Annotated in this window: 14 protein-coding genes; 11 read left to right on the plus strand and 3 right to left on the minus strand. The window is 67.2% G+C overall.

Going from position 1 to position 13,520, the window contains the following annotated elements; all coding sequences use genetic code 11:
• The first annotated feature begins 15 nt into the window (after positions 1 to 15).
• The 11 genes from echA20 (at position 16) to G6N35_RS16270 (ending at position 10,913) form a co-directional block, all read left to right on the plus strand.
• A complete protein-coding gene (gene echA20 / locus G6N35_RS16220; protein WP_163805175.1) occupies positions 16 to 780 on the plus strand; it encodes a (7aS)-7a-methyl-1,5-dioxo-2,3,5,6,7,7a-hexahydro-1H-indene-carboxyl-CoA hydrolase in 765 nt (254 codons plus the stop codon).
• Entirely contained in the window at positions 777 to 1,658 is an 882-nt protein-coding gene (gene ipdA / locus G6N35_RS16225; RefSeq protein ID WP_163805176.1) for a cholesterol ring-cleaving hydrolase subunit IpdA, read from the plus strand. Before echA20 ends, ipdA begins: the two co-directional genes overlap by 4 nt.
• Positions 1,655 to 2,404, plus strand: coding sequence for a cholesterol ring-cleaving hydrolase subunit IpdB (gene ipdB, locus G6N35_RS16230; protein ID WP_163805177.1), 750 nt, complete (start codon positions 1,655 to 1,657; stop codon positions 2,402 to 2,404). The genes ipdA and ipdB overlap by 4 nt, the downstream gene beginning before the upstream one ends.
• The gene (gene ipdC / locus G6N35_RS16235) at positions 2,401 to 3,459 is read left to right on the plus strand and encodes a (3aS,4S,5R,7aS)-5-hydroxy-7a-methyl-1-oxo-octahydro-1H-indene-4-carboxyl-CoA dehydrogenase (protein ID WP_163805178.1); all 1,059 of its coding nucleotides are present in this window, start codon (positions 2,401 to 2,403) and stop codon (positions 3,457 to 3,459) included. Before ipdB ends, ipdC begins: the two co-directional genes overlap by 4 nt.
• Positions 3,460 to 3,500: 41 nt before the next feature.
• Positions 3,501 to 3,923, plus strand: a complete 423-nt coding sequence (locus G6N35_RS16240) for a nitroreductase family deazaflavin-dependent oxidoreductase (protein ID WP_163805179.1) — start codon at positions 3,501 to 3,503, stop codon at positions 3,921 to 3,923.
• 46 nt (positions 3,924 to 3,969) lie between these two features.
• The gene (locus tag G6N35_RS16245; protein ID WP_163805180.1) at positions 3,970 to 4,617 is read left to right on the plus strand and encodes a SatD family protein; all 648 of its coding nucleotides are present in this window, start codon (positions 3,970 to 3,972) and stop codon (positions 4,615 to 4,617) included.
• Positions 4,614 to 5,426 carry a hypothetical protein gene (locus tag G6N35_RS16250; protein ID WP_163805181.1) on the plus strand — a complete coding sequence of 271 codons (813 nt, stop codon included), beginning with the start codon at positions 4,614 to 4,616 and terminating at the stop codon, positions 5,424 to 5,426. The genes G6N35_RS16245 and G6N35_RS16250 overlap by 4 nt, the downstream gene beginning before the upstream one ends.
• Before the next feature lie 87 nt (positions 5,427 to 5,513).
• Entirely contained in the window at positions 5,514 to 6,626 is a 1,113-nt protein-coding gene (locus G6N35_RS16255; protein ID WP_163805182.1) for an NDMA-dependent alcohol dehydrogenase, read from the plus strand.
• A gap of 89 nt (positions 6,627 to 6,715) precedes the next feature.
• On the plus strand, positions 6,716 to 8,986 hold the full coding sequence (locus G6N35_RS16260; protein ID WP_163805183.1) for a propanediol/glycerol family dehydratase large subunit: 2,271 nt from the start codon (positions 6,716 to 6,718) through the stop codon (positions 8,984 to 8,986).
• Complete coding sequence (locus G6N35_RS16265; protein ID WP_163805184.1) at positions 8,983 to 9,342, plus strand: diol dehydratase small subunit; 360 nt, start codon at positions 8,983 to 8,985, stop codon at positions 9,340 to 9,342. Before G6N35_RS16260 ends, G6N35_RS16265 begins: the two co-directional genes overlap by 4 nt.
• On the plus strand, positions 9,339 to 10,913 hold the full coding sequence (locus G6N35_RS16270; RefSeq protein WP_163805185.1) for a diol dehydratase reactivase ATPase-like domain-containing protein: 1,575 nt from the start codon (positions 9,339 to 9,341) through the stop codon (positions 10,911 to 10,913). Before G6N35_RS16265 ends, G6N35_RS16270 begins: the two co-directional genes overlap by 4 nt.
• Before the next feature lie 68 nt (positions 10,914 to 10,981).
• On the opposite strand, the gene fadA6 is transcribed toward G6N35_RS16270, so the two are convergent.
• The 3 genes from fadA6 to ipdF are packed head-to-tail and all read right to left on the minus strand — an operon-like array spanning position 10,982 to position 13,519.
• Positions 10,982 to 12,139, minus strand: a complete 1,158-nt coding sequence (gene fadA6, locus G6N35_RS16275) for a steroid 3-ketoacyl-CoA thiolase FadA6 (RefSeq protein WP_163805186.1) — start codon at positions 12,137 to 12,139, stop codon at positions 10,982 to 10,984.
• A gap of 10 nt (positions 12,140 to 12,149) precedes the next feature.
• Complete coding sequence (gene kstR2, locus G6N35_RS16280; RefSeq protein WP_163805187.1) at positions 12,150 to 12,740, minus strand: TetR family transcriptional regulator KstR2; 591 nt, start codon at positions 12,738 to 12,740, stop codon at positions 12,150 to 12,152.
• Positions 12,737 to 13,519, minus strand: coding sequence for a (5R,7aS)-5-hydroxy-7a-methyl-1-oxo-2,3,5,6,7,7a-hexahydro-1H-indene-carboxyl-CoA reductase (ipdF, locus tag G6N35_RS16285; RefSeq protein ID WP_407664626.1), 783 nt, complete (start codon positions 13,517 to 13,519; stop codon positions 12,737 to 12,739). The genes kstR2 and ipdF overlap by 4 nt, the downstream gene beginning before the upstream one ends.
• Position 13,520 lies beyond the last annotated feature (1 nt).

The following is a 13,520-nucleotide window of genomic DNA, read 5'->3' on the forward strand; positions in this document are numbered from 1 at the left end:
TCGTCAGGAGCTCCGATGACCATCACGTCTCGCACCGTCGAACCCGGCATCGTCGCGGTCACGGTCGACCATCCACCCGTCAATGCCCTCCCGTCACGCGGCTGGTTCGAGCTTGCCGACACCATCACCGCCGCAGGTCGTGACATGTCCACCCACGTGGTGATCCTGCGAGCCGAGGGCCGCGGGTTCAACGCCGGTGTGGACATCAAGGAGATGCAGAACACCGAGGGCTTCACCGCACTGATCGACGCCAACCGCGGTTGCTTCGCGGCCTTCAAGGCCGTCTACGAGTGCGAGGTGCCCGTGGTCGCGGCGGTCAACGGGTTCTGCGTCGGCGGCGGTATCGGCCTGGTCGGCAACGCCGACGTGATCGTGGCTTCCGATGACGCGAAGTTCGGTCTGCCCGAGGTGGAGCGCGGCGCCCTGGGCGCGGCGACCCATCTGTCCCGACTGGTGCCCCAGCACATGATGCGCCGGCTGTTCTACACGGCGGCGACCGTCGACGCACAGACCCTGCACCAGTTCGGTTCCGTGCACGAGGTGGTGCCGCGCGCCGACCTCGACGAGGCCGCATTGCGGGTGGCCCGCGACATCGCCAGCAAGGACACCCGGGTGATCCGGGCGGCCAAGGAGGCGCTGAACTTCATCGACGTCCAGCGGGTCAACTCCAGCTACCGCATGGAGCAGGGCTTCACCTTCGAACTCAACCTGTCCGGCGTCGCCGACGAGCACCGCGACGCGTTCGCCGGGACCGCCAAGGGAGGCAAGGCCACGTCATGAGAGACAAACGGACCACCCTTGACGAGGCCGTCGCCGGCATCGAGAGCGGTATGACGATCGGTATCGCCGGCTGGGGATCACGCCGCAAGCCAATGGCTTTCGTACGCGCCCTGCTGCGCACCGATGTCACCGACCTGACCGTCGTCACCTACGGCGGACCCGATCTCGGACTCCTGTGCTCGGCAGGCAAGGTCAGCAAGGTCTACTACGGATTCGTCTCACTGGATTCGCCACCGTTCTACGACCCCTGGTTCTCCAAGGCCCGCACTTCCGGTGCGATCGTCGCCCGCGAGATGGACGAGGGCATGCTGCGGTGCGGCCTTCAGGCGGCCGCCCAGCGACTGCCGTTCCTGCCGATCCGGGCCGGGCTGGGCAGTTCAGTCATCGACTTCTGGGACGGCGAGCTCCACACTGTCCGCTCCCCCTACCAGACCGACGGATCGCATGAAGAGCTCGTCGCCATGCCCGCCCTGCGGCTGGACGCCGCGTTCGCCCACCTCAACATCGGCGACAAACACGGCAACGCCGCCTACACCGGTATCGACCCGTACTTCGACGACCTCTTCCTGATGGCCGCCGACCGCCGCTACCTATCCGTCGAAAAAGTGGTGTCCACCGAGGAACTGGTGAAATCCGTTCCGCCACAGGCACTGCTGGTGAACCGGATGATGGTCGACCAGGTGGTCGAAGCCCCCAACGGGGCGCACTTCACCACCGCGGAGCCCGACTACAAGCGCGACGAGAAGTTCCAGCGGCACTATGCCTCGGCCGCTGCCGAGGACGCGACGTGGCAGGAATTCGTCGCCACCTACCTGTCCGGCAGTGAAGCCGACTACCAGGCCGCGGTGCGCCGCTTCGCAGAACAGGAGGCCAAATGATCCAGGTCAGCCGCGCCGAGGTGTGCGTCATCGCCTGCGCCGAATTGTTCCGCGACGCCGGCGAGATCATGGTCAGCCCGATGACGACCATCGTCTCGATCGGCGCCCGTCTGGCACGGCTGACCTTCGCGCCCGACATCCTGCTCACCGACGGTGAAGCTCGACTGTTGGCCGACACCCCGGCGATCGGCGCGCAGGGGACCATCGAGGGCTGGATGCCGTTCGGCCGCGTCTTCGAAACCCTGGCCTGGGGACGTCGCCATGTCGTCATGGGCGCCAACCAGATCGACCGATTCGGCAACCAGAACCTGTCGGCCTTCGGTCCACTGCAACACCCGACCCGGCAGATGTTCGGCGTGCGCGGCGCCCCGGGGAACACGATCAACCACGCCACCAGCTACTGGGTGGGTAGCCACACCAAGCGGGTGTTCTGCGACTCCGTCGACATCGTGTCCGGAATCGGCTGGGACAAGGTCGATCCGGACAACCCGGCCTACCGCTTCGTCAACGTCTACCGCGTCGTCACCAACCTCGGCGTGTTCGACTTCGACGGCCCCGACCGGACCATGCGGGCGTTGTCCCTGCATCCCGGTGTCGAGCCCGACGAAGTCCGGGAGAACACCGCCTTCGAGGTCCACGGCCTTGCCGACGCCGAACGCACCCGCCTTCCCAGCGGTGAGGAGCAGGCGCTGATCCGGGAGCGGATCGACCCGAAGGGGCTGCGCGACAAGGAAGTCAAGGTATGAGTTTGCGGACGCCGCTGACCGAACTGGTCGGTATCGAGCATCCCGTCGTCCAGACCGGGATGGGCTGGGTCGCCGGTGCCCGACTGGTTTCGGCGACATCGAATGCCGGCGGACTCGGCATCCTGGCATCGGCGACCATGAACATCGACGAACTCGCGACCGCGATCTCGAAGGTGAAGTCGGCCACCGACAAGCCGTTCGGTGTGAACATTCGGGCCGATGCCGCCGACGCCGGTGACCGCGTGGATCTCATGATCCGCGAGGGTGTGAAGGTGGCCTCGTTCGCGCTGGCCCCCAAGCAGGAACTGATCGCCCGCCTCAAAGAAGCTGGTTCCCTGGTGGTTCCGTCGGTGGGAGCAGCCAAACACGCCCGCAAGGTGGCCGGCTGGGGCGCCGATGCGGTGATCGTGCAGGGCGGCGAGGGCGGCGGGCACACCGGCCCGGTGGCCACCACACTGCTGCTGCCCTCGGTGCTCGACGCCGTCGACATCCCGGTGGTCGCAGCCGGCGGATTCTTCGACGGCCGCGGCCTGGCCGCGGCGTTGTCCTATGGCGCCGCGGGTGTGGCAATGGGAACGCGCTTCCTGCTGACGTCGGACTCCACCGTGCCCGACGAGATCAAGCAGCGCTACCTGCAGGCAGCACTCGACGGCACGGTGGTGTCGACCCGCGTGGACGGGATGCCACACCGGGTGCTGCGAACGGGTCTGGTCGAGAAGCTGGAAAGCGGCTCCCGGATAAGGGGATTCACCGCTGCGGTCGGCAACGCCGCCAAGTTCAAGAAGATGTCCCAGATGAGCTGGGCGTCGATGATCCGCGACGGCCTGGCCATGCGGCACGGCAAAGACCTCACCTGGTCCCAGGTGCTGATGGCGGCGAATACCCCGATGCTGCTCAAGGCGGGCCTGGTAGAGGGCAACACCGAAGCCGGTGTGCTGGCCTCCGGGCAGGTGGCCGGCATCATCGAGGACCTGCCGTCATGTGCGGAGTTGATCCGGACCATCGTCGACGATGCGGTCAAACACCTGCAGGCGGCGGCCGCACTGATCGGATGACGCGTACCGTGGGTTGGTAGGCGTTGATTCCAGGGGAAGCGATGGCTAGGAAAGTACAGCTAGCACCCGACAGTTGGCCGCGACAGGTGCGCGACCTGATCCGGCTGTCCAACAAATACCTGCTCAACCCGGTCATGCTCCGGTTGGCGGGAACCAAGTACTGGTACGCCGCGGTGATCCGGCACACCGGCAGGAAGTCCGGGAAGCACTACGCGACACCGGTGGTAGCCGACCGGGTTGGCGACCGATTCATCGTTCCGCTGCCCTACGGCACGCAGGTGGACTGGCTACGTAATGTCCTGACCGCCGGGCGGGCGCGCATCTCGAATAGGGGCGAGACCTACGAGGTGGTGGCGCCCGAGATCATCGATGCCACCGAAGCGCTGCCCCTGTTGCGCCGCGACCGGCGCAGGACTTTCGAGCGGACCGGCATCGAACACTTTCTCCGGGTCCGCATCTCCTAATAAAGCTGTACGCTTCATTGTAGGGAAATGAAGGTATATTCTTCATATGGCACGAATTAAGGTTATCGCTTCACCACTGGCGACGCTGATCGGTGACATCGTCGGTTCCCGGCAGACCGCCGACCGCGGTGGCCTGCATCAACGGGTGGCGGCCGCACTCGACGCCGTAGCGCCGGGGGCAACCGAAGGGCCCGGTTTCACAGTGGGCGACGAGTTCCAGGGCAGTTACCCCACCGTCGGCGCGGCGATCGACGCCGCCCTGTCGGTACGGTTGGACATCGCACCGGAGTTCGACGTGCGCTTCGGTATCGGCTGGGGCGAGGTCACCATCCTGGACCCGGACACCGGCATCCAAGACGGGCCGGGGTGGTGGTCGGCCCGAGAGGCCATCGAGTGGACGGCCGGCGCCCAGCAGCAACCCGGTCTTGCACACCTGCGCACCGCGTATCGCCGGGCCGGCGCTGACGGCCCCGATCCCGACGCTGTCAACGCCGCCCTGATGTGTCGGGACCACCTGCTTGGATCGGTGGATGCCCGGTCCCTGCGGCTGTTGCGGGGGCTTCTCGAGCACAAGACGAAGAAGGAATTGGCGGAGATGGAAGGCATCAGCGCCTCAGCGGTGTCCCAGCGCACGGCGCGCGACGGACTGGACCTGCTCGTACTGGCTAGCGCCCAGCTGCGGGGCATCCGGTGAGCGGGGTCGCGGTCTTCCTGATCGCCGTGGGTTGCGCCGACATCCTGCGCCGGCTTGCGCCACGGCCCCGGCTGGCGGTGTTCGCCGGTCCACTGATCGCGATCGCCACGGCGGCGTTGTGCGGGCTCTGGCATCTCGGTGACCTCGTGCCGGTGGGCATCGGGGCAGTTGGCGCGGCGCTCTGGGAGCTCGCATGTACCCGAGCTGAGCGCCGGGGCGGTCGCAGCCAGGTCCTGCCGCTGGTTCTGTTCGCCGGCATCCTGGCGGTACTGATCGTGTTGTCCGGGCTCGGCTCGACGGTCGGCGGTCCGGTCGCCGCCTGGGTCCGGTGGGCGTCACTACCGGGACTCGGGACCGTCGAGCCCGCTCGCGTCGTCATGGTGATCGCGGTGGTCCTGCTGCAACTGGTCACCGGTAACCAATTGGTGCGCCTGCTACTCGGGTCGGTGGGCTCGGTCAAACCGGCGGGTCAGCCGCAAGCCTCCGACCGGCTCAAGGGTGGCCGCCTTCTGGGCCCGATGGAACGGCTCCTGATCCTGGGCCTGAGTCTGGCCGGTCAGCTCACCGCCGCGACCGCCGTCGTGGCAGCCAAGAGCATCATCCGGTTCCCGGAGATCAACGCACAGAGGGCCCGGGAGAACGGTGCTAGCGGTATCGGCGGGCAGGAGCGCAGCGACCCGGGAATCACCACCGGCGGACAGGAGCGCAGTGACCCGGGAATAACAATCGACGATGTCACCGAGTACTTCTTGGTCGGCAGTTTCGCCAGCTGGATAGTGGCGCTCGGCGGGCTGGCCCTGGCGCAGTAGATCCCTGTCTCAGACAACGGGATCGGCGCGTTCGGCCCGAACCGGCCACCTAGGCTTGCGGCGACACGTGCCGACTCAGGGAGCTTCATGAAGATGAACGCCGCGGTCTTGTGGGCCGCCAACAGCGACTGGAGCGTCGAGGAAGTCGAGCTCGATCCGCCCGGCGACCGCGAGGTACTGGTGTCATTCGAGGCCACCGGCATGTGCCACTCCGACCATCACTTCCGCACCGGTGACACCCCCGTCGCGCTGCCGATCATCGGCGGCCACGAAGGTGCCGGCGTGGTGGTCGAAGTCGGCCCCGGCGTGCGGGATCTGAAGGTCGGGGACCACGTCGTCACTTCCTTCCTGCCGGTGTGCGGACAGTGCCGCTGGTGCTCCACCGGACAGCAGAACCTTTGCGACATGGGCGCTTTGATCATGATGGGCACCCAGGTGGACGGCACCTACCGGCGGCACGCCCGCGGGCAGGACATCGGCGTCACCTCCCTGCTCGGGTGCTTCGCCCAGTACGGAACGGTGCACGAGACCTCGCTGGTGAAGATCGACGACGACCTCCCGCTCAACCGAGCCTGCCTGCTGGGCTGCGGGGTGACCACCGGTTGGGGTTCGGCGGTGAACACCGCGAAGGTCGCCCCCGGGGACACCGTCGTCGTGATCGGGTTCGGCGGTATCGGCAGCGGCGCCGTGCAGGGGGCCCGGTTGGCGGGCGCGGAGAAGATCGTCGTGATCGACATCGCAGAACACAAGCGGGACAAGGCCTTCCAGTTCGGCGCCACCCACTTTGCCACCTCGATGGCCGAAGGTCTGGAACTGGTGGGTCAGATCACCCGCGGGGTGATGGCCGACTCCGCGCTGATCACCGTCGGGCTGGCCGAAGGTCCGATGATCAACGACGCGCTGATGATGGTGCGCAAGGGCGGGGCGGTGGTGCTGACCGCGATCGCCAACGCCTTCGACATGACCCCGACCCTGCCGATGGCCATCTTCACGTTCTTCCAAAAGCGGTTGCTGGGCAGCCTCTACGGGGAGGCGAACATGCGCGCCGACATTCCGCGGTTACTGAGCCTCTACCGCGAGGGCAAGCTGCTGCTCGACGAGACGGTGACCTCCGAGTACAAGCTCGCCGATATCAACGTCGGCTACGACGACATGCTCGCCGGACGCAACATCCGCGGGGTCATCGTCCACGACCACTGAGGCGCCACCGAGCGGCCCCACCGGACACGCTGCTGGAAGTTTTCGTGGTGTCCTTGCCTGCCGGGCCAGATACCCCAATGCTGTGTGCCATGCACCCGAATAGTGACGCGGCCGGCCAGGACCACCGGCTGGGCCGCATCCGACTGCTGGATCAGCAGGCAGTCAACCTGGACGGGTTCGCCGAACCCGATCCTGAACTCGGCATGATCTCGCATCTGTCGCCGTATGACCCGGAGCCGTCCTGGCGGGTGGCCGACGACGGCACGGTGCTGGAGATGGATTCCAAGCCGGCCGCCGACTTCGACACCATCGACGAGTTCGTCGTCCGGTATGCGATCGACCATTCCCAGGCGAAGGCCTCGATGGCGATGACCGAGGCCGAGCTGGCTCGGCTGATCGTGGATTTCAACGTGCCGCGCGACGAGGTGCTTCGGGTCTGCTCGGGGCTGACCCCGGCGAAGATGGCCCGGGTCGTCGCGATGCTGCAGCCGGTGGAGCTCCAGGTGGCGATGATGAAGATGCGCGCCCGCCGCACCCCGGCCAATCAAGCCCACGTCACCAACCGGCTCGACGACCCGCTGTTGATCGCTGCCGACGCGGCAACCGCGGTGGTGTACGGCTTCCGCGAACTGGAGACCACGGTCCCGGTGCTCGACGACGCTCCGGCCGTCGCGATGGCCCTGCTCATCGGCTCGCAGGTGCCGGCGGCCGGCGCACTGACCCAATGCTCGGTGGAGGAGGCCAGGGAACTCGAACTCGGAGTCCGCGGGCTGGTGTCCTATGCCGAAACGGTGTCGGTCTACGGAACCGAGCAGGTCTTCACCGACGGTGACGACACCCCGTGGTCCAAGGCATTTCTGACCTCGGCCTATGCCTCACGCGGGATCAAGATGCGGCTGTCCAGCGGGGCCGGCTCCGAGGTGTTGATGGGCCAGGCCGAACGAAAGTCGATGAACTATCTGGAGTCCCGCTGTGTGGCCCTGGCCAAGGGAATCGGGGCACAGGGCGTGCAGAACGGCGGTGTCGACGGGGCGGCGATCACCGCCTCGGTGCCCGCCGGGGTCAAGGAACTCGCTGCCGAGAACCTGATGGTGATGTTGCGCGGGCTCGAATCATGCAGCGGCAACGACTCGTTGATGAGTGAATCGACCATGCGTCGCACCGCCCGGACGTTGCCGACGCTGTTGTCGGGGTCGGACTTCATCTTCTCCGGATTCGGCTCGATCGTGTCCTACGACAACATGTTCGGACCGTCCAACTTCAATGCCGCCGACCTCGATGACTACCTGGTGTTGCAGCGCGACTGGGGTGTCGACGGTGGCCTGCGGTCGGTTGATCCGACCACGTTGGAGGCGATGCGCCGGCAGGCCGCCGAAGCCACCAGGGCGGTGTTCGAATACCTCGGCCTGGCGGACTTCGACGACGAGCACGTCGAGACCGTCGTACAGGCCGAAGGTTCCAAGGAGCTCCCCGACTCCGACGGCGTGGCCGTCCTGAACGCCGCCCGGATGATCGAACAGTCCGGACTGACCGTCCTCGACATTGTCGCCGCGCTCGCCGAGACGGGGTTCACCGATGTCGCCGACCGCGTGCTGGGCATGGCCAAGGCCCGCGTCACCGGTGACTATCTGCAGACCGCGGCGATCTTCGACGAGCAGATGAATGTGCTCTCGGCACTGCAGGATCCCAACGACTATCGCGGACCGGGCACCGGATACCGACCCTCGCCGGAGCGGCAGGCTCAGATCGACACCGTCCGACAGGCACGGTCGGTGACCGATCTGGTCAAGGAGCAGGCCAACTTCTGCCAGCCCGGCCGGGTGACGGAACGGGGCCCGGCTTTGCCCGGGACCGACCCGCGAGAGGTCGTGGTCGGCGTCTCCCCCGCGTTCGCCACCAAGCTGTTCCGCACGCTGTCGGGCATGACGATCTACGACGTGCTCGAGCAGATCCTCGCCGGGCTGGAAGAAGAGCAGTGTGTGCCGCGGCTGGTCCGCGTCACCAACACCGTGGATCTGGGTTCGATCGGGAAGACCGCGGCCGGACTGTCCGGGTCGGGAGTCAGTGTCGGCCTCCAGGCCAAGGGCACCACACTGATCCACCGCCGTGATCTTCCACCGTTGGCGAACCTCGAATTGCTCAGCGTCGCCCCGCTCATCGCCCCCGACATGTACCGGCTCATCGGCATCAACGCCGGCAGACACGCCAAAGGCGCCACTCCGGCCCCGATGCGCAATGCCTACACCGATGAGGCCATCACCGCCCGCTACCACACGAAGGTGGTGTCGATGGTCGCGATCGAGCGAGCCGAGATCGCCGCGCACAGCGGAACCAACGTGGAATTGGAGTTCGTTCGATGACCATCTCCGCCCATTCCGGTCGCGCGCTCGACGAGATCACCGTCGAAGCCGCCCGTGCCGGTCAGCTCAGCCTGGACGACATCCGCATCAGCCGGGAGACCCTGCTGCACCAGGCCGACGCCGCCGAGCGGTCCGGTTCAGCACAACTGGCGATGAACCTGCGCCGGGCGGCCGAGATGACGGCGCTTCCGGCGGCCGAGATGCTGGCGGCATACGAGGCATTGCGCCCCAACCGTTCCACGTTCGACGAGCTGCAGGAGCTGGCGCAGCGACTCGATTCCCACCAAGCGCACGCGTGCGCGCAGCTGGTCCGCGAGGCGGCGACGGCCTACCAGCGGCGCGGCCTGTTGCGATGACGGTGTGGGCCGGTGTCGACATCGGCAACGCCACCACCGAAGTAGTCCTGTGCCGCGTCACCGGCGAGCTGGAGGTGGTGGCCAGCACACGGGTTCCAACCCGGGGCGGAAAAGGATCTTTGCGCGCCATCGACGTTGCCGCCCAACTGGTTCGCCAGGTGAGCGACTCCCACGGACTCTTGGTCGAACGGGCGGCGTTCGCTCCGACGCCGCCGGTGACGTCGAGCACCGAGCAGGTCAAACTGCACACCCGCCGCACCGGCCGGCTGCTCATCATCACCCGGTCGGCGCCCACGACCGCGGGCGACTCGGCCGGCATCGGCATCCCGGTACCCGTCGAACGCCTCAGCGAGGTCGGCCGGGACCAGCCGGTCATCGCCTGCGCGACGGCCGAGCAGGGATACCGCGATGTCGCGGGATTCGTCAATGCCGCAATCGATTCGGGCCGCTCCGTGGTGGGTGTGGTGACCACCAATGACGAGGCCGTGCTGGTGTCGAACCGGCTGGCCACGCCGCTGCCGGTCATCGACGGCGTCGACGTGGCTGCGCTGATGTCGGCCACCCTGGTCGCCGTCGAAGTGCGTCAGGGCTTCACGTCGCTGCAGCGGCTCACCGACCCGTACTGGCTCGTCGACGCGTTCGACCTGTCTGATGAGGAACGCACCGACGCCAGGCTGGTCGCCGACCAACTCTTCGACAGCGCATGCGCGGTGGTGTGCCTGCACGACGGCATCCCCGAGGACGACCACCCCGCCGAACCGCTCTCCGCCCCGGCCGATACCGAGCAATCGCACGTCGTACACCTTGCCGACATTGCGGCACAAGCGAATTCACGTCGCGGCGCGGTGGCGGTCGACAGTGTGGTGCGGGCGACGATGGGTGATGACGTGCGGCGGCCGCCCGCCGGTGCCGACGCGCTCAGTGCCGCACTGGGTGTGCCGGTGACACGGGTGGACTCCGAGGCCGCTGCGGCCAGGGTAGGTGCGCTGACCACTCCCGGTGTCACCGCGGACATGGTGGTCGTCGATGTCGGCGGCGGCACCGTCGACGTGGTATCCGCGACGCAGCGCATCGTCCTGCCCGGTGCCGGTCAACTGCTCACGACCGCCACATCTGCGGCCCTGGGCATCTCCCGCAGCACCGCCGAATACGCCAAGCGCGCCGAGGCTCTCAGCGCGGTCACTCCACAGCTCGTCGAGGACGAGCACGGGCGCCGGCACTTCCTCGACTCCCCGATCGATGGTCGCTGCACAGGCTGGCTGCTGGCCTCGGCCGCCAACGGACTGCTGCCCTTCACCTCGCAGCTGTCCGGCTCCGAATGGCGTAACTGGCGCCTGGCGGCCAAGCGCCTCGTCATCGGCGCCAACGTGGTGCGAGGGCTGGACCGGGTGGCACCCGATGCCCGGGGTCTGGTGCTGGTCGGTGGCGGGGCCGGCGACGATGAACTCGTCCGCGCCGTCAGCGAACAGCTCGGCCTGCGGGTGACGGTCGGGCGGGGCAACGTCTGCCGCACGCTGGGCCACCGCTACGCGGTTGCGTACGGATTGGTCGCCATCGCCACCGGTGGCTGACCCGAGTGTGGGCCCTATGCACGGGTTTTCACCGATCTGCGTACATAAGGCCCACACTGGAGCCAGTACTAGAGCCGCTCGATGATGGTCACGTTGGCGGTGCCGCCACCCTCGCACATGGTCTGCAGGCCGTAGCGCCCGCCACGGCGCTCCAGCTCGTTGAGCATGGTGGTGAACAGCTTGGCGCCGGTGGCACCCAGGGGGTGGCCCAGAGCGATCGCGCCCCCGTTGGGGTTGACCTTCTCCGGATCGGCCTTGGTCTCCTTGAGCCAGGCCATCACCACCGGCGCGAACGCCTCGTTGATCTCCACGACGTCGATGTCGTCGATGGTCAGGCCGGCCTTGTCCAGCGCGTACCGGGTGGCCGGGATGGGGCCGGTCAGCATGAACACCGGGTCGTCACCGCGGGCGCTGATGTGGTGGATGCGGGCGCGCGGGGTCAGGTTGTGGTCCTTGACGGCCTGCTCGGAGGCCAGCAGCACCGCGCTGGCGCCGTCGGAGATCTGGCTGGCCATCGCCGCGGTCAGCCGGCCGCCTTCGCGCAGCGGCTTGAGGCCGGCCATCTTCTCCAGGCTGGACTCGCGGGGGCCCTCGTCGATGCGGAAGTCACCGACCGGCACGATCTCGTTGTCGAAGTGCCCGGCCTGGATTGCGGCGAAGGCCTTCTCATGACTGCCGAGCGAGAACTCCTCCATCTCCTCGCGAGACAGGCCCCACTTCTCGGCGATCATCTCGGCCCCGCGGAACTGCGAGATCTCCTGGTCGCCGTAGCGCTCCAGCCAATACTGCGACTCGTTGGTCGGCGAGGTGAAACCGAACTGCTCGGCGACGAGCATCGCCGACGAGATCGGGATCTTGCTCATGTTCTGCATGCCGCCGGCCAGGATCAGATCGGCGGTGCCTGCCATGATCGCCTGTGCGCCAAAGGAAATAGCCTGCTGGCTCGAACCGCACTGCCGGTCGACCGTCACGCCGGGCACCGCTTCTGGGAAGCCGGCGGCCAGCCAGGTGTTGCGGCCGATGTTGCCGGCCTGGGGGCCGATGGTGTCCAGGCAGCCGACGATCGCATCCTCGACGGCACCGGGGTCGACGTCCACGCGGTCGAAGATCCCGCGGAAGGCCACCACACCCAGGTCAATGGGATGAACGTGGGCCAGCGAACCGTTGCGCTTGCCGACCGCGGTGCGCACGGCGTCGATCACGTATGCCTGTGAGGCGGGGGCCATGTCGATCTCCTTACTCTGTGGCGGATATTCCGCCGAGGACGATGGAAAGGTATTGGCGGCCAACCTCTTCGGCGGTCAGCGGACCGCCGGGCTGATACCACCGCACGGACACCCAGGTGGTGTCCCTGATGAACCGGTAGACCACGTCGACGTTGATGTCGGGCCGGAAGCAACCCTGCTCGATACCTTCGTTGAGAAGGTCGTGCCACATCTTGCGCTGCTCCTTGTTGCGCACCTCGACGAACCCGAACTGCGGCAGCGACGACAGCCGCTTGGCCTCGTCCTGGTAGATCACCACTTGGGCGTGCCGGTGTTCGATCGCCTCGAACGAGGCCATGAACAGGCCCTTGAGCCGCTCCAGTGGATTGGGTTCGAACTCGACGATCTGCTGATAGCGCGCGAACAGCCAGTCCAGGAAGCCCCGCAGGACCTCCTCGACCATCTGCTCCTTGCTCTTGAAGTGGTGGTAGAGACTGCCGGACAGAATGCCCGCCGAATCGGCGATGTCGCGCACCGTGGTGGCGCGCAGGCCACGTTCGGCGAACATCGTCGCGGCGAGATCGAGAAGCTCGTCGCGACGGCTGACCGGCTGTTCTGTCATGCTCGCTGGCTCGATACCGAAATGACTTCGCCGGTCAGGTAACTGGAGTAGTCACTGGCCAGGAACGCGATCGTCGAGGCGATCTCCCACGGCTCGGCGGCGCGGCCGAACGCCTCGCCTTCCGAGAGGCGATCCAGCAGATCCGCCGAGCTGACCTTCTCCAGGAACTTGTGCCGGGCGATGCTCGGAGACACCGCGTTGATGCGCACCCCGAACTCGACGGCTTCGATCGCGCTGCACCGGGTCAGCGCCATCACGCCCGCTTTGGCCGCGGCGTAGTGCGACTGTGAGTGCTGCGCTCGCCAGCCCAGCACGCTGGCGTTGTTGACGATCACCCCGCCGTGGCCGGCTTCCCGGAAGTAGCGCAGGGCGGCCCGCGTCGCGCGCATCACCGAGGTGAGCGTGACGTTGAGAACTCGGTCCCACTCCTCGTCGGTCATGTCGACCACCGGGGTCTCACCCCCGAGTCCGGCGTTGTTCACCAGCACGTCCAGCCGGCCCATCCGGGCGGTGGTCGAGGCGATCAGCGCGTCCACCTGGGCCGTGGAGGTGACGTCGCAGACCACGCTCTCGACCCGGCCCAGGCCGAGTTCGGCGAGTTGATCGCGGGTTTCACCGAGCCGGCGTTCGTGGTGATCGGAGATCACCACGTCGGCGCCCTCGGCCAGTGCGCGGCGCGCGGTGGCCGAGCCGATGCCGGTGCCGGCCGCCGCGGTCACTACCACGACCTTTCCGGTCAGCAGACCGTGGCCGGCGACCTCCTGCGGGACCTCCGCCAAT

This window comes from Mycolicibacterium anyangense, from assembly GCF_010731855.1.
Taxonomy (GTDB): Bacteria; Actinomycetota; Actinomycetes; order Mycobacteriales; family Mycobacteriaceae; genus Mycobacterium; species Mycobacterium anyangense.

Excerpts from the sequence above, each read along its gene's own strand:
- ipdA (WP_163805176.1), top strand. The coding sequence starts at position 777 with ATGAGAGACAAACGGACCACCCTTGACGAGGCCGTCGCCGGCATCGAG.
- ipdB (WP_163805177.1), top strand. The coding sequence starts at position 1,655 with ATGATCCAGGTCAGCCGCGCCGAGGTGTGCGTCATCGCCTGCGCCGAA.
- G6N35_RS16240 (WP_163805179.1), top strand. The coding sequence starts at position 3,501 with ATGGCTAGGAAAGTACAGCTAGCACCCGACAGTTGGCCGCGACAGGTG.
- ipdC (WP_163805178.1), top strand. The coding sequence starts at position 2,401 with ATGAGTTTGCGGACGCCGCTGACCGAACTGGTCGGTATCGAGCATCCC.
- kstR2 (WP_163805187.1), bottom strand. The coding sequence starts at position 12,740 with ATGACAGAACAGCCGGTCAGCCGTCGCGACGAGCTTCTCGATCTCGCC.
- echA20 (WP_163805175.1), top strand. The coding sequence starts at position 16 with ATGACCATCACGTCTCGCACCGTCGAACCCGGCATCGTCGCGGTCACG.
- fadA6 (WP_163805186.1), bottom strand. The coding sequence starts at position 12,139 with ATGGCCCCCGCCTCACAGGCATACGTGATCGACGCCGTGCGCACCGCG.
- G6N35_RS16265 (WP_163805184.1), top strand. The coding sequence starts at position 8,983 with ATGACCATCTCCGCCCATTCCGGTCGCGCGCTCGACGAGATCACCGTC.
- G6N35_RS16255 (WP_163805182.1), top strand. The coding sequence starts at position 5,514 with ATGAAGATGAACGCCGCGGTCTTGTGGGCCGCCAACAGCGACTGGAGC.
- G6N35_RS16270 (WP_163805185.1), top strand. The coding sequence starts at position 9,339 with ATGACGGTGTGGGCCGGTGTCGACATCGGCAACGCCACCACCGAAGTA.
- G6N35_RS16260 (WP_163805183.1), top strand. The coding sequence starts at position 6,716 with ATGCACCCGAATAGTGACGCGGCCGGCCAGGACCACCGGCTGGGCCGC.
- G6N35_RS16245 (WP_163805180.1), top strand. The coding sequence starts at position 3,970 with ATGGCACGAATTAAGGTTATCGCTTCACCACTGGCGACGCTGATCGGT.